Genomic DNA, 18,551 nt, shown 5'->3' with positions numbered 1-18,551 from the left:
CCCCACCGCTCGCGAGCTCGCGTCGGGTCCCTGGAGGGGGCCGACCCGGGTCAGCCGCGGTCGAGGACCTGGTCGGCGACCCAGCCGACGACGGCGAGGACGAGGCCACCGAGGACCGCGGTGCCGAACCCGTCGACCGAGAGGCGGTCGGAGAGGGCGGCGGTCAGGCCGAGCAGCGCGGCGTTCACGATCAGCAGGAAGAGCCCCAGGCTGAGCAGGATCGCCGGGAAGGACAGGAACCGCAGGACCGGCCCGACGACGGCGTTGACCACCGCGAAGAGCAGCGCCACCCACAGGAAGGTGCCGCTGACGCCGAGCGCACCGTTCTCGTTGCCCTCGATGTCGATGCCGGGGAGCAGCCGCGTGAGGCCGTAGAAGGCCAGGGCCGTGATGACGACCTTGAGTGCGAACCTGATCACGGCGGCCACGCTAGCGGCGCCGCCTGTGAGCGACCGCCGTCCGTGCTCGTCTAGGTCTCTCTCGCGTCGGCGCCAGAGGACCGTAGACGGGGCACGAGACCCCGCCCTCCGCGCCGGTCAGCGCAGCGGCAGGGCGTCGGACACGAGGAGGAGCCCGAGCAGGAACACCACCCAGGCGGTCGCCTCCCCGGCGTTGCGGGTCGTCCACGCCTCGATGCGGGCGAGGGCGGGCGCCGTCGCCCGCGAGGCGGCGACCTCGATGGGCACCCTGCGGCACTGGTTCGCCACCCAGGACGAGCTGCTGCACTTCGCGGTGACCCTGGTGGTCGAGCACGCGGGAGCACGGGTCGCGGCCGTGACGGCCGGCGCGTCCGCCGACGCCGCCCTCGCGCTGCGCGTGCTGGAGGAGACGCTCCCGCTCGACGACGAGCGGCGGGCCGGGGCCGAGGTCTGGCTCGCCCTCACCGCGCGCGCCCTGACCGCTCCCGCCCTCGCCGCGCTCCGCGACCGGTCCGCCGAGGACCTGCTCGCGCTCTGCCGCTGGGTGCTGACCGTGCTGGCCGACGCCGGCGACCTGCGCCCGGGGTCGGATCACGCGCTGGAGGCCGAGCGCCTGTACGCCGTCCTCGACGGGCTGGCCGTGCACGCCGTCACGCGCCCCTCCGCCCTGCCCCCCGAGCGGGTGCGGCAGGTCCTCGCGGCCCACCTCGACGGCCTGCGCGACACGCGCTAGGTCGCTCTACCGGTCTCTAGGCAGATGCCTAGACGGGGCCATACGGTGCTCGACGTGGATCCCGTCCGGAACCCCTACGCGCCCGGCGCCGGCCAGCGCCCGCCCGAGCTGGCCGGCCGCGACGACGAGCTGTCGGCCTTCGACGTCGTCCTGGAGCGGATCGCCCGGGGCCGCCCCGAGCGCTCGCTGGTGCTCACCGGGCTGCGCGGGGTGGGCAAGACGGTGCTGCTCAACCAGCTGCGCTCCGCGGCGATCGGCCGCGGCTGGGGCACCGGCAAGATCGAGGCGCGGCCGGACCAGTCGCTGCGCCGGCCGGTCTCCTCGGCGCTGCACATGGCGCTGCGCGAGCTGCGGCACCCCGACCAGGAGTCGATGGACGCCGTCCTCGGCACGGTGAGGGCCTTCGCCCAGCGGCTGGCGCCGGCCGACGCGAAGCTGCGCGACCGCTGGCAGCCGGGCATCGACGTGCCCGCCACCGCCGGGCGCGCCGACTCCGGCGACATGGAGATCGACCTGGTCGAGCTCCTCAGCGACGCCGCGGGGCTGGCCGCCGACGTCGGCAGGGGGGTGGCGCTGTTCATCGACGAGATGCAGGACGTGCAGGCCCCCGACGTCTCGGCCATCTGCGCGGCCTGCCACGAGCTGTCGCAGCAGGGGGCGCCGCTGATCGTCGTCGGGGCGGGACTCCCCCACCTGCCGGCGGTGCTGTCGGCGTCGAAGAGCTACTCCGAGCGGCTGTTCCGCTACCTGCGCATCGACCGCCTCGACCGGCCCGCCGCCGACCGCGCGCTGCTGGCCCCCGCCGAGCGCGAGGAGGTCACCTTCGAGCCGGCCGCCCTCGACGCCCTCTACGACGCCGCCGACGGCTACCCCTACTTCGTTCAGGCCTACGGCAAGGTCACCTGGGACGTCGCGGCCGCCTCGCCGATCACCGCCGCCGACGTCGCGATGGCCGCCCCGGTGGCCGAGGCCGAGCTCGCCGTCGGGTTCTTCGGGTCCCGCTACGACCGCGCCACCCCGGCCGAGCGCGAGTACATGCACGCGATGGCCGAGCTGGGCGGGCCGGGCGGCACCCCGGTGGCGACGTCGGAGGTGGCCGCGACGCTGGGCCGCAAGCCGGCGTCGCTGTCCCCCGCGCGCGACTCGCTGATCAAGAAGGGGCTGGTCTACTCCGCCGAGCGCGGCCAGATCGCCTTCACCGTGCCGCACTTCGGCCGCTACCTCCTCCGCCACCCCGACTAGCGCCCCGGCACCGGCGGCAGGAACGGCCTTTCTGCCGCCGGGACGGTTGCTGCAGGCAACGGTGGGCACCGAGCGGCCCGTGCCGGGAGCTGTGGAAGCGGGTCTGTGGGGGCTGCTGGGCGGAGCGGCGCTGGTGCTCGGGGCGCTGGTCGCCTGGTTCGTCCGCGTGCCGCAGGCGGTGATCGCGTCGGTCATGGCCTTCGGCTCGGGCGTGCTCATCTCCGCCGTCGCCTTCGACCTGATGGAGGAGGCCGCCGAGACCGGCGGCCTGGGCCCGGCCGCGGTCGGCTTCCTCGGCGGCGCGGTCGCCTACCTCGCCGCCAACGCGGCGCTGGCCCGCCGCGGCGCCCGGCACCGCAAGCGGTCGGGGGACCAGCAGCCCTCCGAGGACGAGCAGGGTGGCAGCGGCGCGGCCATCGCCGTCGGCGCCCTCCTCGACGGCGTCCCCGAGTCGGTGGTCCTGGGCCTGGGCCTGCTCGGCGGTGGTGCGGTGAGCGTCCCGGTGCTGGCCGCCGTCTTCGTCTCCAACGTGCCCGAGGGGCTGTCCAGCGCCGCCGGCATGAGGGCCAACGGGCGCTCGGCGCGGTACGTGTTCGGCGTCTGGGGCGGCATCGCGGTCGCCAGCGGCCTCGCCGCGCTCGTCGGCTACGCGGCGCTCGGCAGCGCCCCGCCGGCGGTGGTCGCCGTCATCACGGCCGTCGCCGCCGGCGCGATCCTCACCATGATCGCCGACACGATGATCCCGGAGGCCTTCGAGCGCACCCGGACCTGGACCGGCCTGATCACCACCGCCGGGTTCCTGGTCGCCTTCGCGATCGAGCGGCTCGGGGCGTGACCGGGCAGGGTGGGCCCGTGGCAGAGCTCCGTGACCCGGTCCAGATCAGCGTCCCCGTCGACGGCGGGGACCTCTCGGCGCTGTACTGGGCGGCCGACGCCCCCGGCTCCCCCATCGCCGTGCTGGTGCACGGCATCACGGCCAACGCGATGGCCTGGGCCCGCGTCGCGGCGGCGCTGGCCGGCGAGTTCGAGGTGGTCGCGCCCGACCTGCGCGGACGCGCGGGCTCGGCGCGGCTGCCCGGCCCCTACGGCCTGGAGCGGCACGCCCAGGACGTCGCCACCCTGCTCGACCGGTTCGGTGCCGACGACGACGCCGGTGCCGACGCGACCGTGCTGGTCGGCCACTCCATGGGCGCCTTCGTGGCGGCGATGGCGGCCGCCGGCCCCGCCCGCGACGAGGTGCACGGCCTGGTGCTGGTCGACGGCGGCCTGGCCCTCGCCGAGCCCCCCGGCGCCGACGTCGACGCCAAGCTCGCCGCCGTCCTCGGCCCGTCACTGGACCGGCTGTCGACGACGTTCCCCGACCTGCCGGCCGTCCGCGCGTTCTGGGAGCGGCACCCCGCCGTCGGCCCGTGGGTCGACGTGCCCTCGGTGGCCGCCTACCTCTCGCGCGACCTGGTGCCCGGCGAGACGCCGCTGCGCAGCGCGTGCGTGCCCGAGGCCGTCCGCGTCGACGGCGGGGACGTGCTGCTCAACGAGCGGGTGCTCGAGGCCACCACCGCGCTGCCGGTCCCCGCGACGCTGCTGTGGGCCACCCGCGGCCTGCTCGACCAGCGGCCCGGCCTCTACGACGAGGTGCGGCTGGCCGGCCTGGGCCTGGAGCCGTCCGGGATCACCGCCCGCGAGGTGCCCGACACCAACCACTACTCGATCCTGTGGGCCGAGCAGGGCGTCGCGGCCATCGCCGACGAGGTGCGGGACGCGGCCGCGCGCTCCTAGGGAGAGGACCCCCTCCGACCCACCCCTCGCGAGCTCGGGGCGGGACCCGGGAGGGGGCCGCCGGTGCCCAGGAGCGGCGGCAGGACCTCCGGGCCGGCCTCCGGGGGCCGCTCCCCCGCCACCGGGTGCGCGCGGACGGCGAGCACCGCGACGTCGTCCTCGGCGCCCTCGCCGAGCATGCTCGCGAGCAGCCCGTCGCACAGGTCGTCCAGCGGCTGCCCGGCGGCGGCGGCCACCAATTCGCGGAGCTGCTCGCGGCTCTCGTCGAGGGGGACGCCGCGCCGCTCGAAGAGGCCGTCGGTGAACAGCAGCAGCGTGCTGTCCGGCGGGACGAGCGCCTCGCCGTCGGCGCGCGGCCCGCGCCAGCCGATCCCCAGCGGCGGGCCGACCGGCGCGCTGAGGTCCTGCACGGTGCCGTCGGCCAGCAGCAGCATCGGGTCGGGGTGCCCGGCCGTCGACCAGCGCAGCCGGCGCATCCCCGCGGCCCGGTCGGCGGCGTCCTGCTCGACCCGGCACACCAGCGCGGTGGCCATCGCGGGGACGCCGAGGCCCACGAGGGCGTGGTCGACCCGGCGCAGCACGCCCGCGGGCTCCTCGAGGCGGTCGAAGGCGATGCCGCGGACCAGCGTCTTGACCTGCCCCATCGCCGCGGCGGCCTCGATGTCGTGGCCCATGACGTCGCCGATGACCAGCACGGTGTCGCCGTCGGGCTGGAGGAAGGCGTCGTACCAGTCGCCGCCGATCGCGATCCCGCGGGTCGCCGGCCGGTAGCGGACGGCGAGCTCGAGGTGGTCGGGCTGCACCGGCGGGGACAGCAGGCTGTGCTGCATCCGCTCGGCCACCTGCGCGGCGGCGCTGGCCAGCCGCGCGTTGTCCAGCGCGAGCGCGGCCCGCCGGGAGGCGATCTCCGCGGTGCGCAGCTCGAGCTCCGTGTGCGGCCCGCGCTCGGGGCCGTTGACCAGCGTGAACGCGCCGAACTGCTCCCCGCGGGCCAGCAGCGGGAACGTGGCGAGGGCGGCGGGCCGCAGCGGCTCCAGCGCCTCGCGGCTCACGTCGTCGGCGACCATCGCCCGGACGTCGTCGTCGGTGAGGTGGGCGATCACCATCGGCCGCCCGCTGGCCAGCACCGTGGGCACCGGCGCGGTCGGCCGGTTGCTGCGCACCCGCAGGTCGGCGTAGCGGTGCATCGCCTCGACCATGGCGGGGTCGCTGTGCGCGCGGCCGACGTCGCGGCGGGTGCCGTCGGGGTCGACCACGCTGACCAGGCACCAGTCGGCGAGCAGCGGCACGACCAGCGTGGCGAACCGGGCGACGGCCTCGTCGACGTCGGTGGTGGCGGTCATCGCCTGGCTGATGTCGCCGAGCAGCACGAGGTGGCGGGCCGCGGCCTCGGCGCGGGCCGCCGCCACGGTCACCTGCGCGGCGGCCGCCTCGCGGGCCGCGACGGCCGCGGCGCGCTCCTCCTCCGTGCGCCGGCGCTGCGTGACGTCGTCGTAGGTGACCACCAGGCCGGCGTCGGTGAGGAAGGCGTCGGCACGGAACCACCTGCCGAGCGGGCCGAACCAGGCCTCGGTCGAGGCGGACTCCCCGGTCGCCCGGACGTGCCGGTACAGCTCCTCGAACGGGCCGCCGACCGCCTCCGGGAACTCCGCCCAGATCCCCCGGCCCTGCAGGGCGGCCACGGTGCGGTCGAGCACCGCGGCGCCGGCGGGGTTGACGTAGCTGAACCGCCAGTCGTCGTCGAGCACGAACAGCGGCCGGTCCATCCCCTCCACGGCCTGCACGAGCAGGTCGTGGGGCGGCGGTGCGGCGCCGTCCGGGGTCATGCGGCTCATGCTGCCCCATCGCGGGGCCGACGCCGAGGTCGCGGTGCCGGTGCGGGTGATCACGACCCGCCGGAGGACCCGTTGGCAGCGCGGTCCGCACCCGCCACGATCAGGGCCGACGCCCGGCGCTCCTCCGCCGGTCCGTGCGGCGAGGGGGTGCGGGCATGGCCGATCCGCTGAGGCCCCGGCCGCGCGCCGAGCCGACCGTCCCCCTCCCCCACTCCCTGCTCGACCCCCTCGCGCTCGCCGCGCTGGTCGACCGGCTGCCGGCCGCGGTCCTGGCGCTCGACCCGGCCGGCCGGCTCACCTGGCTCAACGCAGCCACCGAGCGGCTGCTGGGACGCAGCGCCGCCTCGCTCGTCGGGCGGCCCCTCGACGACGCCGTCCCGGGCAGCCCCGGGCACGCCCTCGCCCAGGCCTGCACCCAGGCGGCCGGCTCCGGCGAGCCGGTGACCGTCGCCGCCGGGGAGGGCGGCTGGTACGAGGTGCGGGCCGCGCCGGGCCCGGAGGGGCTGGCGGTGACCGTCGCCGACGTGTCCGCCCGCCGGGCGGTGCAGGAGCAGGCCGACCGCGCCGCGGCCCGCGCGACGCTGCTGGTGCGCGTCGCCGCCGAGCTGTCCGGGGCCCTCGACGGCACCGCGGCGCTGGGCCGGCTGGCGCGGCTGGTGGTCCCCGTGCTCACCGACGGCTGCGTGGTCACCGTCGTCGACCGGGAGGGCCGCGCCCGCGACGTCGGCTCCTGGCACGTCGACCCCGAGCGCCGCGACCTGCTCGCCCGCTACGCGCGGGTGCGGCTGGAGCGGATGCCGGCCGCCTCCCCCGTCGCGCGGGCGCTGCGCACCGGGACGCCGGTGCGCACCGCGGTGGCCGAGGTCCTGGCGGTCATGACCGACGAGACGGCGCGCGGGATGCTGCGCGACCTGCGCGCGGAGTCGGTGGTCGTCCTCCCGCTGCCGGCGGAGTCGCGCACCGTCGGCGTCCTCACGCTCTACCTCGACGCCGGCCGCGCGGTGGGCGACGCCGACCTCGCCACCGCCCGCGCCGTCGCGGTGCAGGCCGGGCGCGCGGTGGACCGGGTGGGGCGGCAGAGCCGGCAGATCCAGCTCGCCGAGGCGCTGCAGCGCAGCCTGCTCACCGAGCCGCCCGCCTTCGGCGGCCTGGAGGTCGTGGTGCGGTACGTGCCCGCCGCCGAGGCGGCGCGCGTGGGCGGGGACTGGTACGACGCGTTCCGCTCCCCCGAGGGCGACCCGGTCCTGGTCATCGGGGACGTCGTGGGCCACGACACGGCCGCCGCGGCGGCGATGGGGCAGCTGCGCGGCCTGCTGCGGGGGATCGCGCACTCCGGCGGCGCGGGTCCCGCCGACGTCCTGCGCGGCCTGGACGAGGCGATGGCGAGGATGCACGCGGGCACGCTCGCCACGGCCGCCGTCGCCCGGCTGGAGGACGGCGGGCGGCGGCTGCGGTGGGCCAACGCCGGGCACCCGCCGCCGGTGCTGCTCCTGCCCGACGGCGGGGTCACCGTCCTCGACCACGGCGACCGGCTGGGCGACCGGGCGCTAGGCGTGGACGCGGCGGCCGTGCGGCGCGAGGGGACCGTGGAGCTGGCGCCGGGGACGACGGTCCTGCTGCACACCGACGGGCTGGTCGAGCGGCGCGGGAGCTCGCTGGACGCGGACGCCGCGCGGCTGCACGGCGCGCTGGCCGGGCTGGCCGGGACCCCGCTGCCGGACCTGTGCGACGAGCTGCTCGCCCGCCTGCTGCAGGGCACCCCGCAGGACGACGTCGCGCTGGTCGCCGTCACCGTCGGGGCGGGCTGAGGCCGAGACCCTCCTCACCCCGCGGGGCGAGGGCGGTGCCGGAAGGGTTGGCCGGCCGGCCGGCTGGGCACCGAGACGTCGTCCGAGGAACGGGACGACGACGGAGAGAGGTCATGGGCCGACTTGCCTGGCCGCTGCGCCCGCTGCCCGACGGGCGGGGCGAGCTGTGGCGCCGGGACCTCGGGGACCTGGCCGAGCTGCCCGCCGCCAGGGCGGGTCTGCGCGACCACCTGAGCGCCATCGGCTTCCCGCGGGACCCCGACGACCCGGCGGCCGACCGGATGATCCTGGCCTTCGACGAGCTGGCGTCCAACGCGCTGCGGCACGGGGTGTCCCCGGTCGTCGCCACGGTGGTGGCCGGGACCGGCGGCTGGTTGCTCGACGTCAGCGACCGCGACCCCGACACGATGCCGGCGCCCGCGGTGGGCCGGGATCCCGCCCAGGGCGGCCTGGGCCTCTACCTCGTGGCGCGGCTGTCGGTGGCGCACGGGTGGTACGTCGACGACGGCTGCAAGCACGTGTGGGCCTGCCTGCCGACGGCGATCGAGGAGTACGCGGTCACCTCGGCCTGAGGCCCGTCCGAGTGCCGAGGACCCTGACCTGAGTGCGCCCGGGGCGGCGGGGACGGGAGTCCCGGCGCCGCCCCGGGGCGGTCGGCGGACGCGGGCCGGCGGTGGAGCTCAGCGCCCTGATCGGCCTCGGTGCAGGGGCCCGCGCCGAGCGTGCGAGGCGTGGGGGGCACCGAGGTCCTCTCGGGCTCCTGGCCGCGGCGTCGTCCGGGAGGACGACCGTGTCACGGCACGACCAGCGAGAGCCGGCCCTTGCCGTAGCCGGGGACCTCGACGGCGAGGTCGAGCCGGTTGAAGGCGGCGAGCATGCCGGCGACGTCGCCCGGCAGGTCGTCGCCGGGGGCGTAGGACGCGTGCAGCTTGGAGTGCGGGGCACCCGGCACGTTGAACAGCGCCGACAGGACGTTGACGACCTCGTGGAGGGCCTCGGTGAGCATCGTGGTGAGCTCGCCGTCCTCCTCGACGACGTCCTGGACGCCGCCGGGGGGCAGCAGGGCCAGCGCACCGCCGGTCCAGGCCGCCAGCGGCAGGTCCATGACGCACAGCGCGTGGACCGCCATCGAGGAGCCGACGTAGACGGCGACCGAGACGGGGTCCTTCGCCGTGGGCGTCACCGGGGCACCCGGCGTCACCGAGACCGGCCTGCCGACCAGGCCCGTGAGCATGTCCTTGACGGCCTTGGCCTCGGGCAGGACGACGGTGAGCGGCGCGGTCACGCCAGCACCCCCTCGAGGTTCTCGCGGAAGGTCTCCTCGGTGAAGGGCTTGGCGATGAGGAACAGCGCGCCGGCGTCGGCGGCCTTCTCCCGCATCTCCGCCGAGCCCTCGGAGGTGACGAAGCCGAAGGGGACCGACGAGCCGGAGCCGCGCAGCGCCTGCAGGCACTCCAGGCCGGTCATGTTCGGCATGTTCCAGTCCGACAGGACCAGGTCCGGGCTCTCGCTGCGGACCTTGTCGTAGGCGTCGCGGCCGTCCTCGGCCTCGACGATGTCGTGGTCGTCGTAGCCGGCCTGCCGCAGGGTGCGGATGACGATCTGCCGCATCACGCGGCTGTCGTCGGCGACCAGGATCTTCACAGGGGCACCTCGTTCTCTCGCTCGGCGTGCGACTGCACGGAGACGGTCAGCGGCTCGCCGCGCCACAGGACGTGGACACGGCAGGTGTCGGCCTCGCGGCCGGGGGGCGGGGTGGTGCCGGTCTCGGGCAGGCCGAGGACCGACGGGCCGGGGAGGACGGCCTTGACGTTGCCGCCGACGACGTTGGCCAGCTCGCCCAGCGCGTCGTCGACGTCCTCCTCCTCGAGCACCTCGGAGGCGTGCTCGCGGAGCAGCGCCCGGGTGAGCGCCAGCGCGGTCTCGCGGCCGCAGGTCAGGACGACGCTGCCGGTCCACGGTCCGACGATCTCGACCCAGGAGCTGCGCGTCTCTGCCGGCAGCGGCGCGGGCAGCGGGACGAGCACCTCGTCCTCGCCGACGAGCGCCAGCCACGCCTGCTCGGTGATCCCCTGGACCGTCGCCTCGTCGACGAGGTCGGTGATCGCCGGCGGGCGGTCGGTCGCCCGGCGGCGCAGCCCGGTGTCCGGGTGGCTCACAGCGACACCTCCTGCGGGAGCAGGCCGAGCAGCGCGAGCTTGTCGCGGATGGCGTCGGCGGTGAACGGCTTGATGACGTACTCGTGGGCGCCGGCGGCCAGCGCGCGCACGATCTGGCCGTGCTCGCTCTCGGAGGTGACCATCATCAGCGTCACCGCCCGCCAGCCCGGGTTGGCGCGGACGGCGTTGACGAACTGCAGGCCGTCCATCACCGGCATGTTCCAGTCGATCGTGCAGAGGTCGGGCACCCAGCCCTCGTGCAGGACGTCGAGCGCCTCCTGCCCGTGGCCGGCCTGCCGCGTCTCGTAGCCGAACCCCTCGAGGGTCCCGGCCACGATCCGCCGCATGGCGCGGGAGTCGTCGATCACCAGAGCGCGCACGGTCATGCCCCCTTCAGCGGGCGGTAGGCGGAGCTGCGGCCGAGGACGACCCGGCTCCAGGAGTCGTCGACGCCGAGCGTGGTCTCGGCGGCACCGAGGAACAGCCAGCCGTCGGGGCGCATGAGCTCGCGCACCCGGCGGAGGATCGCCTGCTTGGTGGGCAGGTCGAAGTAGATGAGGACGTTGCGCAGGTACACGACGTCGAACGGGCCCATCCGCGGCAGCGGGGCGGCCAGGTTGCACTCGCGGGCGGTCACCATGCGGCGCAGGCTCGGCGCGACCTCCCACTCGCTGCCGGCCCGCTGGAAGTGGCGCACCAGCATCGGGGCGGGCAGGCCGCGGTTGACCTCGAGCTGGCTGAACCGGCCGGCCCGGGTGCGCTCGACCATCTCCCGGGAGATGTCCGTGGCGGTGATGGAGACCCGCGTCGAGGCGGAGGGCATCGCGTCCTCGAGCAGCATGGCGACCGTGTAGGCCTCCTGGCCGCTGGAGCAGGCCGCCGACCAGATCTGCAGCCGCTCGACGGGGCCGCGCGCCGACAGCAGCGAGGGCAGCACCGTCGAGGTGAGCGCGGTGAACGGGTCGCCGTCGCGGAACCAGGAGGTCTCGTTGGTGGTGAGCGCCTCGACGATCGAGCGGGTGTCGTCCGGCCGCGGGCGGCTGCGCACCGAGTCGACGAACTGGTCGACGTCGGACAGGCCCATCTTGCGGGCGAGCGGCAGCAGCCGGGCCTCGACCAGGTACTCCTTGCCCGGCGCCAGGACGATCGCGCTCTCGCGGTGCACCAGCTGGCGTACCCAGTCGAAGCGGGGGGCGGTGAGGGTCACCGGTGGGCTCCCGTCGCGAGGGTCGGCCGGGCGGGCTGCGGCGGGAGGGCGCGCTGGAGGTGGCGCGTGATGGCCTCGGCCACCCGGTCGAGGGGCAGGACCTCGTCGGCCAGGCCGGCGGAGGCGACGGCGCCGGGCATCCCCCACACCACCGAGGAGGCCTGGTCCTGGACGACGACGGTGCCGCCGGCGTCGCGGATGACGCTCGCGCCGTTGCGGCCGTCGGAGCCCATGCCGGTCAGCACGACGGCGAGGACGGCGCCGTCGTAGGCGGTCACCGCCGAGCGGAACAGCGGGTCGACGGCGGGGCGGCAGAAGTTCTCGGGCGGGTCCTGCGACAGCATCGTCGTCGCGCCGCGGCCGGTGCCGCGCACGGTCAGGTGGTGGTCGCCGGGGGCGAGGTGCACGGTGCCCGGCTGCAGCGGCGAGCCGTCGACGGCCTCGACGACGCGCAGGGCGCTGAGGCGGTCGAGCCGCTGGGCGAACTGCCGGGTGAAGACCGGCGGCATGTGCTGCACCAGCAGGACCGGCACGGGCAGGGAGGCGGGCAGCGCGGGCAGCACCTTCGCCAGCGCCTCGGGACCACCGGTCGAGGAGCCGATCACCAGCACCGCGGGGGCCTTGTGCGGAGCGCTGCGCGGCGCAGGCGGGCGGGCCGCGGCGGGCGCGGGGCCGGGCGGGCGGCGCCCAGGCCCGTGGGACGGCCGGTGAGGGCCTTGATCTTGGGGATGAGCTGCTCGCGCACGCTCTCCATCGACTGAGCGACGCTGCCGACGTTGGCCGGCTTGGTCACGTAGTCGTTCGCGCCGGACGACAGCGCGTCGAGGGTGGCCGAGGCCCCACGCTCGGTCAGCGTGCTGAACATGACGATCGGCACGCGGTTGCGGCGGGCCCGGATGGCGCGCACCGCCTCGATGCCGTTCATCTCCGGCATCTCGATGTCCATCGTGACCAGGTCCGGCTCGAGCGTGTCGAGCTTGGTCAGCGCGAGCTTGCCGTTGACCGCCGTCCCGACGACCTCGATGGCAGGGTCGGCGGACAGCACGTCGGTCACGATCTTGCGGACGACGACCGAGTCGTCGACCACCAGCACCCGGATCGGGTCCACACGTCCTCCTGCTCCAGCGGCGGCCGGCCTGGCGAGGGCCGTCGTCGAGGTCTCGGCAGCGCGGCAGGAGGTGTCAAGGTCACTCCGGGGCCTGATCCGGAACGGCCCCGGGACTCCCACCCGCCTCGCCTGTCCCAGGAGTTGTCGGCCGCCCCACCCGTCGTGTTGACCGGGAGCGCGCAACCGTTACGGGGTGTCCGGTGACCGTGGGGCCGGCGGGTACATGTCGACCCGCGCGCGCGGGGCCGGATCAGGTGCGCGGGGCGCTGACCTGCGCCTCCGTACGCCGGTCACCGGAGGGGCGCACGCACGTGTCGGCGCCGACGACCCGGTGATCGGCGACGACCCGGTGATCGACACCGGCCGGCCGCCGCGGGTCCTCAGCGGCCGGTGACGCGGTGCCAGGGGGCGAGGAGGACGTCGAGCGCGCTGTCGTCGAGCAGGTCGCCCGTCGTGAACGCCTGGACGACGCCGGCGAGGGCGTTCCACGAGCCCGCGGCGCCGTCGGAGGCGTCGAAGCCGCCGTCGGCGAAGGCGCGGACGGCGAGCAGCTGCGCGGTGGCCAGCGTGCGGGTGCGCCCGCAGACGTGCGCGGCCCAGGAGGCCTCGTGCATGGCGGTCGCCCACGGGCGCCGGGCGGCCCGGCCCTCGTCGACGGCGGCCCGCCAGCGGTCGCGGCCGCGGGCGTCGAGGCCGGCGACGGTGGCCAGCAGCGAGGACAGCTCGGGGGTGCCCGGGCCGAGGTCGGTGGCGGCGCCGCGGGTGGCCGCGTCGGGGACCACGGCGGCGAAGGGGGCCACGAGCTCGCGGTGGACGAGCGGCGGCAGCACGTCGGCGGCCCACTCCCCCACCGCGGCGTCGGCCAGCACCTCGGCGGCCTGCTCGCGGACGTCGGCCGTGGCCTCCGCGGCGGCCCGGTGCTCGGGACCGAGGACGTCCTCGCGCAGCAGCCGCTCCAGCGAGGCGGCGGTGCCGATGGTCCCGCGCTCGAGCTGGGCGACGAGGACGGCGGTGCGGTCCTCCCCCGCCCCCGGCGACACCGAGCGCAGCTGCGGGACCGCGGCGGCCAGCTCGCGGGCGCGGCGGGCGCGCACGGCCAGGACGGTGCGCTGCTCGCGGTCGGCGCCGCGGGTGCGGGCGCCGGCGGCCAGCGCGGTGAGCTCGGCGGGACCGGCGGCCAGCCCGGTGAGCAGCACGTCGGCGACCGCCCGGCCGGCGGGCAGGCGGACGAGGTCGAACCCCAGCGTGGCGGCACTGACCAGCGAGTACGGCACGTCTCCCCCTCCGACGGCACCGCCAGGGGACGGCGGCCTGACCATGCTGGCCGCGATCCCCCGGGAACGCCACGCGGCCGTCACCCGATCGCCGGAGGAGCGATGGGTGACGGCCGCGTGTCGGAATTCGTCAGGTGAACGGGGGGTGACTCCCCGTCACCACAGGAGGGGGCTCAGGCGCCGACGGCCTTCTGCACGTCGAGGGCCAGCAGCAGCGTCCCGTCGAGCTTGTAGGCGCCGCGGATGAGCTCGCGGGCCTGCCCGTCGAGGGTGTCCGGCGGGGCCTCGAAGTCGGTCGCGTCGACGTCGACGACGTCGGCGATCGAGTCGACCAGCAGGCTCACCGCCTCGCCGTGCAGCCGCACGACGATGACGACGGCGTCGGTGCCCGCCGGCCGCGGCGGGCGCCCGAGCCGCTCCCGCAGCTCGATGGCCGTGACCACCTGCCCGCGCAGGTTGATCAACCCGGCGACGGCCGGCGGCGCCAGCGGCACCCGGGTCAGGACCTGGCTGCGCAGGACCTCCTGCACGTGCTCCACCTCGACGCCGTACAGGTCGCCGTCGAGCCGGAAGGTGGCCAGCTGGCCGCTGGTGGCCCGGGTGGGGGTGTCGGTCGGGGTCGTCACGTCAGACCTCCAGCAGGGTGGGTGAGGGGGTGGCGTAGAAGGCCGGGTCGGCCGCGAGGATGGCGGCGCGGACGTCGAGCAGCTCGGTCACCTTGTCGCCGAGCACGGCCGAGCCGAGCAGGCCGAGGTCGTCGATGTCGCTGCGGACGGCGGCCCCGCCGTCGACGATGTCGAGGATCTCCTCGACGACGATCGCGACGCTGCGGCCGTGGTCGCTGTAGACGATGACCTCGAGCACCTCGCGGTCGCCGGTGCCGTAGGCGCCCAGGTGCCGGTCGAGCCGGACGATCGGCAGGATGGCGCCCCGGTACTGCACGACCTCGCGGTTGCCGACCCGCTCGACGGACTCCGCGCGCACCTGCTCGAGGCGGGTGACGGTGTCCAGCGGGATCGCCACGCGGCGGCCCTCGCCGATCGCGGCCAGCAGCATCCGCTGCCGCTCGGTCTCGACGGCGGCGGTGCGGGCCGCGGCCTCGCGGGCCTCCTGCCGCTCGGCGGTCTCGGTGCGCAGCGCGCGGCGGGCCAGGGCCTGGACGTCGAGGATGAGCGCCACCGCGCCGTCGCCGAGGACGGTCGCGCCGGAGTACAGGCCGATCGCCTTGAGCTGGCCGCCGACGGCCTTGACGACGATCTCCTCGGTGTTGATGACCCGGTCGACGACGAGGCCGAAGCGCCGGCCCTCCGACCGCAGCACCGCGATGACCACGTGGCCGTCGTGCCGGTCGGAGGCGAGGCCCAGGACGTCGGTGAGCCGCACGAGGGGCAGCAGCTCGCCGCGCAGGCGGTAGACCGGCGCGCCGCCGACCTCCTCGACGGCGTTGGCGGCCTTCTCCGCGTCGAGGCTGACCAGCTCCTGCAGGCTGATCTGCGGGATGGCGTAGCGGTCGCCGGCGCACTCGACGGTCAGCGCCGGGACGATCGCGAGGGTCAGCGGGATCCGCAGCCGGCAGACGGTGCCGCGGCCGGGCTCGGACTCGACCTCGATCGTGCCGCCGATGGACTCGATGTTGGTCTTGACGACGTCCATGCCGACGCCGCGACCGGAGACGTTGGTGACCGCGGCGGCGGTCGAGAAGCCGGGCAGGAAGATCAGCTGCAGGACGTCCTGCGGGCCCATGCGGGCGAGCTGGTCGGCGGTGACCAGGCCGCGCTCGACGGCCTTGGCGCCGATCCGCGACGGGTCGATGCCGGCGCCGTCGTCGGCGACCTCGACGACGACCTGCCCGCTCTCGTGCTTCGCGCGCAGGGTGAGCACGCCCTCGGCGGGCTTGCCCGCGGCGCGGCGGCGGTCGGGGGACTCGATGCCGTGGTCGACGGAGTTGCGGACCAGGTGGGTCAGCGGGTCCTTGACCGCCTCGAGCAGCGTCTTGTCGAGCTCGGTGTCCCTGCCCTCCATCTCCAGGCGGACGGTCTTGCCGCACTGGATGCCGAGGTCGCGGACGACGCGCGGCAGCTTGGACCAGATGTGGTCGATCGGCTGCATGCGCGTCTTCATGACGCCCTCCTGCAGCTCGCTGGCGATGAGGTTGAGGCGCTGCGAGGCGCGCACCAGGTCGGTGTCGGTGGAGCGGCCCACGTACTGGACGATCTGGTTGCGGGTGAGCACCAGCTCCCCGACCAGCAGCATCAGCGAGTCGAGCAGGTCGACGTCGACGCGGATGGTCGAGTCGGCGACGGCGCGGCGCTGCTGGCCGCCCTGGCCCTCCGGGCGCGCGGCGCCGGCCGGGCCGGTCCCGCCGTCGGGGTGGTCCTCGTGGTGGTCCTCGTCGCCGTGCTCGTCGTGCACCTCCTCGTGCACCGTCTCCTCGACGGCCTCGACCGGGGCCTCGACGACGGCCTCCACGACGGCCTCGACGACGGCCTCGGCCGCGGCGACCACCTCGGCGGCGACCTCGGCGGCGACCTCGGCGGCCGGCTCGGCGACGGCCGCTGCCGGAGCGGCGGCGGGCGCGGGCGCGGCGGCGGCGGCGGGGAGGGGACGGCCGGGGAGGCGGCGGCCGGGGCCGGTCGGTCCTCCATGGCCGCGCTGATCTCGGCGACGACGGCGGAGACGTCCACGCCGCCCTCGCCCCCGGTGGCCTCGATCGAGGCGAGCAGCGAGCGGACGGTGTCGACCATGCGCAGCAGCACGCTGGTGCGCTCGGGGGTCAGCGCCAGGACGCCGTCCCGCAGCCGGGAGAGCATGTTCTCCCCGACGTGGGTGACCTCCTCCAGGCGGCCGAAGGCCAGGAAGCCGCTGGTCCCCTTGATCGTGTGGATCGTGCGGAAGATGCTCGAGAGCCGCTCGCGGGAGTCGGGCTCCTGCTCGAGCGCGACCAGGTCGGTGTCGAGCTGGTCGAGGTTCTCGTGGCTCTCGACGAGGAACTCCTCGACGATGTCGTCCAGACCGTCCACCGGTGCCTTCTCTCTCACTGTCTGGGGCGGGTCGTCCCGCTGGGTGTTCGACGCCGCACCGGTCCACCTCGAGGCGGACCCGGGTGGCGGTGGTCGTCGGGATCTGTCATCGGCAGCCCCCGCCCCGGAGCCGACCGTCGGCCGGCCCCGGGGTGGCGGCCTCCCTGCCCCACCGCTCGCGGTGGGGCAGGGAGGTCCTGCTAGTAGGTGAAGCGGGCGACGCTGGTGCGCAGGTCGGCGGCCATCCGCGACAGTTCGTCGACGGCGGTGCGGGTCTGGGTCAGCGCCTGGGTGGTGGACTCCGCGGCGGTGGAGACCCCGGAGATGTTGTCGGCGATCTGACCCGATCCCTGGGCGGCCTCGGCCACCGAGCGGCTCATCTCGTTGGTGGTGGCGGTCTGCTCCTCCACCGCCGAGGCGATGGTGGTCTGCCGGTCGGAGATCTGCGCGACGATCTGCGAGATCTCCCCGATCGCGCCCACGGCGGCGGTGGTGTCGCCCTGGATGGCCTGCACCCGGCGGGCGATGTCCTCGGTGGCCTTGGCGGTCTCCTGCGCCAGCTCCTTGACCTCGTTGGCGACCACGGCGAAGCCCTTGCCGGCCTCCCCGGCCCGGGCGGCCTCGATGGTGGCGTTGAGCGCCAGCAGGTTGGTCTGCTCGGCGATCGAGGTGATCACCTTGACCACGTTGCCGATCTCGGCGGAGGACTCACCCAGCTTGGCCACCGTCGCCGTCGTGGTCTCCGCGGCGGTGACGGCACGGGCGGCCACCGCGCTCGCCTCGGCGGCGTTGGTGGCGATCTCCCGGATCGAGGCGCCCATCTGCTCGGCGCCGGCGGCCACGGTCTGCACGTTGCGCGACACCTCCTCCGCGGCACCGGAGACCACGCCGGACTGCGCGGAGGTCTCCTCGGCCGAGGCCGAGATCTGCGCCGCCGACGCCGACAGCTCCTCGCTCGAGGCCGCCACCGCGTCGGCAGCGCCGGCGACGGAGGCCATGACCCCGCGCATCGCCTCCTGGGCCGTGCCGAGGGCGGCGGCCATGCGGCCGAGCTCGTCGCGCCCGTGGACCTCGGGGACCACGGTCAGGTCGCCCTCGGCCAGGGCCTCGACCGAGCGCTGCACCGAGCGGACGGTGGCCACGAGCCGCCGGACGACGAGGACGGTGAGCCCGCCGGCGACGGCGATGCCGACGGCCAGCGAGGTCCACAGGGTGGTGGTGGCCGAGGACACGATGCCCACGGCGTCGTCGGTGTCGGACTGCCCGGCGCCCACCCGCCGCTCCTGCATGGCGTTGTACTGGTCCATGATCGAGTCGGAGGCGTCCTGGAGCGGCCCGGTGATCACGGCGGCCGCGGCGGCCAGGTTCCCGGCGTCGGCGGCCGGGACCAGCTGGGTCTGGGCGACGTCGTAGTAGCCGTCGACGGTGGCGCGGAACTCCTCGAAGGCGGCCTTGTTGACCGTCACCTCGGCGTACGCGTCGAGCTGCCCGTCGATGGTCTCCCGCCGCTCGGCGAGGTCGGCGCGCAGGTCGGCGCGCTGCTGCGGGTCGGCGATCGGGTAGGTGTTGTACCGCGACCGGTCGCCCTGCCAGGACCGCTGGATGTTCGCGAGGTCCGACAGCCGGACGACGTTGTCGTTGATCCGGGTGGCGGCGGCCTCGACGGCCGACAGCCGGCTGACCGCGAGGACGGTCATCGCCACGGCCACGACGGCGAGGACGGCGACCGCGGCGCCGATCTTGACGGCGACCGGACGGTCGGCGAACCAGCCGCCGGAACGGCCGGCACGTTGGGTGCTCATGGATGGTGCTCCTGGATTCCTGGATGCGGCGGATCGATGGGGACAGCGGGCGGTGCTGGTGCGCGCTCGGATTGCGCTGGCGGGAGAACTGTGACGGATCCGAAAAGGAACTCGGGCCGTCCGGAAATGGCGTGTCGGTAACGATCCGAGCACGGCCGTAAATGGACG

The 18,551-nt window shown here is 75.7% G+C and carries 21 protein-coding genes; 6 read left to right on the top strand and 15 right to left on the bottom strand.

The features are described 5' to 3' along the window. Window positions 1–50: 50 nt before the first annotated feature. A complete protein-coding gene (locus JD79_RS07010; RefSeq protein ID WP_110007512.1) occupies window positions 51–419 on the bottom strand; it encodes a phage holin family protein in 369 nt (122 codons plus the stop codon). Window positions 420–536: 117 nt separating this feature from the next. After that, on the bottom strand, window positions 537–686 hold the full coding sequence (locus JD79_RS22505) for a hypothetical protein (protein WP_170149143.1): 150 nt from the start codon (window positions 684–686) through the stop codon (window positions 537–539). Between JD79_RS22505 and JD79_RS22500 the strand changes: the two genes are divergently transcribed. The 4 genes from JD79_RS22500 (at window position 679) to JD79_RS06990 (ending at window position 4,170) form a co-directional block, all read left to right on the top strand. Next, window positions 679–1,152 carry a TetR family transcriptional regulator C-terminal domain-containing protein gene (locus tag JD79_RS22500; RefSeq protein WP_170149142.1) on the top strand — a complete coding sequence of 158 codons (474 nt, stop codon included), beginning with the start codon at window positions 679–681 and terminating at the stop codon, window positions 1,150–1,152. The genes JD79_RS22505 and JD79_RS22500 overlap by 8 nt on opposite strands. 54 nt (window positions 1,153–1,206) lie before the next feature. After that, on the top strand, window positions 1,207–2,394 hold the full coding sequence (locus tag JD79_RS07000) for an ATP-binding protein (RefSeq protein ID WP_110007511.1): 1,188 nt from the start codon (window positions 1,207–1,209) through the stop codon (window positions 2,392–2,394). A 91-nt stretch (window positions 2,395–2,485) separates the two neighbouring features. Beyond that, entirely contained in the window at window positions 2,486–3,229 is a 744-nt protein-coding gene (locus JD79_RS06995; protein ID WP_245899861.1) for a ZIP family metal transporter, read from the top strand. A gap of 17 nt (window positions 3,230–3,246) precedes the next feature. Next, window positions 3,247–4,170: an alpha/beta fold hydrolase gene (locus JD79_RS06990; RefSeq protein WP_110007509.1), complete on the top strand. Its 924-nt coding sequence runs from the start codon at window positions 3,247–3,249 to the stop codon at window positions 4,168–4,170. Here JD79_RS06990 and JD79_RS06985 read toward each other — a convergent pair. Further along, window positions 4,167–5,996 carry a SpoIIE family protein phosphatase gene (locus JD79_RS06985; RefSeq protein WP_170149141.1) on the bottom strand — a complete coding sequence of 610 codons (1,830 nt, stop codon included), beginning with the start codon at window positions 5,994–5,996 and terminating at the stop codon, window positions 4,167–4,169. The genes JD79_RS06990 and JD79_RS06985 overlap by 4 nt on opposite strands. Window positions 5,997–6,160: 164 nt before the next feature. Between JD79_RS06985 and JD79_RS06980 the strand changes: the two genes are divergently transcribed. Both JD79_RS06980 and JD79_RS06975 read left to right on the top strand, forming a co-directional pair. Continuing rightward, entirely contained in the window at window positions 6,161–7,813 is a 1,653-nt protein-coding gene (locus JD79_RS06980) for a SpoIIE family protein phosphatase (RefSeq protein ID WP_110004927.1), read from the top strand. A gap of 113 nt (window positions 7,814–7,926) precedes the next feature. Further along, the gene (locus JD79_RS06975) at window positions 7,927–8,385 is read left to right on the top strand and encodes an ATP-binding protein (RefSeq protein ID WP_110004926.1); all 459 of its coding nucleotides are present in this window, start codon (window positions 7,927–7,929) and stop codon (window positions 8,383–8,385) included. Window positions 8,386–8,606: 221 nt separating this feature from the next. Here the strand turns inward: JD79_RS06975 and JD79_RS06970 are convergent, their stop codons facing one another. From JD79_RS06970 to JD79_RS06920, 12 genes are all read right to left on the bottom strand, one after another. Continuing rightward, window positions 8,607–9,098: a hypothetical protein gene (locus JD79_RS06970; protein ID WP_110004925.1), complete on the bottom strand. Its 492-nt coding sequence runs from the start codon at window positions 9,096–9,098 to the stop codon at window positions 8,607–8,609. Next, entirely contained in the window at window positions 9,095–9,457 is a 363-nt protein-coding gene (locus JD79_RS06965; protein WP_110004924.1) for a response regulator, read from the bottom strand. Before JD79_RS06965 ends, JD79_RS06970 begins: the two co-directional genes overlap by 4 nt. Further along, window positions 9,454–9,972, bottom strand: a complete 519-nt coding sequence (locus JD79_RS06960; protein ID WP_110004923.1) for a chemotaxis protein CheX — start codon at window positions 9,970–9,972, stop codon at window positions 9,454–9,456. Before JD79_RS06960 ends, JD79_RS06965 begins: the two co-directional genes overlap by 4 nt. Beyond that, the gene (locus JD79_RS06955; protein WP_245899859.1) at window positions 9,969–10,358 is read right to left on the bottom strand and encodes a response regulator; all 390 of its coding nucleotides are present in this window, start codon (window positions 10,356–10,358) and stop codon (window positions 9,969–9,971) included. Before JD79_RS06955 ends, JD79_RS06960 begins: the two co-directional genes overlap by 4 nt. Beyond that, entirely contained in the window at window positions 10,355–11,179 is an 825-nt protein-coding gene (locus JD79_RS06950; protein WP_110004921.1) for a CheR family methyltransferase, read from the bottom strand. The genes JD79_RS06955 and JD79_RS06950 overlap by 4 nt, the downstream gene beginning before the upstream one ends. Further along, window positions 11,176–11,790 (bottom strand): CheB methylesterase domain-containing protein, encoded by a 615-nt coding sequence (locus JD79_RS23570; RefSeq protein ID WP_245899857.1) that lies wholly within the window; start codon window positions 11,788–11,790, stop codon window positions 11,176–11,178. Before JD79_RS23570 ends, JD79_RS06950 begins: the two co-directional genes overlap by 4 nt. Then, complete coding sequence (locus tag JD79_RS23565) at window positions 11,781–12,287, bottom strand: response regulator (protein ID WP_245899855.1); 507 nt, start codon at window positions 12,285–12,287, stop codon at window positions 11,781–11,783. Before JD79_RS23565 ends, JD79_RS23570 begins: the two co-directional genes overlap by 10 nt. Before the next feature lie 380 nt (window positions 12,288–12,667). After that, on the bottom strand, window positions 12,668–13,561 hold the full coding sequence (locus JD79_RS06935) for a hypothetical protein (RefSeq protein ID WP_110004919.1): 894 nt from the start codon (window positions 13,559–13,561) through the stop codon (window positions 12,668–12,670). 173 nt (window positions 13,562–13,734) lie between these two features. Continuing rightward, a complete protein-coding gene (locus tag JD79_RS06930) occupies window positions 13,735–14,187 on the bottom strand; it encodes a chemotaxis protein CheW (RefSeq protein WP_211307893.1) in 453 nt (150 codons plus the stop codon). A 1-nt stretch (window position 14,188) separates the two neighbouring features. After that, window positions 14,189–15,814, bottom strand: coding sequence for a chemotaxis protein CheA (locus JD79_RS06925; RefSeq protein WP_245900322.1), 1,626 nt, complete (start codon window positions 15,812–15,814; stop codon window positions 14,189–14,191). Continuing rightward, window positions 15,814–16,581 carry an Hpt domain-containing protein gene (locus JD79_RS23560; RefSeq protein WP_245899853.1) on the bottom strand — a complete coding sequence of 256 codons (768 nt, stop codon included), beginning with the start codon at window positions 16,579–16,581 and terminating at the stop codon, window positions 15,814–15,816. Before JD79_RS23560 ends, JD79_RS06925 begins: the two co-directional genes overlap by 1 nt. Window positions 16,582–16,781: 200 nt before the next feature. After that, complete coding sequence (locus JD79_RS06920; protein WP_110004918.1) at window positions 16,782–18,383, bottom strand: methyl-accepting chemotaxis protein; 1,602 nt, start codon at window positions 18,381–18,383, stop codon at window positions 16,782–16,784. Window positions 18,384–18,551: the final 168 nt, after the last annotated feature.

Origin of the sequence: Geodermatophilus normandii, from assembly GCF_003182485.1 — a bacterium.
GTDB lineage: Bacteria > Actinomycetota > Actinomycetes > Mycobacteriales > Geodermatophilaceae > Geodermatophilus > Geodermatophilus normandii.
Note: the sequence above shows the minus strand (reverse complement) of the source record. Positions and strands in the feature narration are given on the sequence as shown.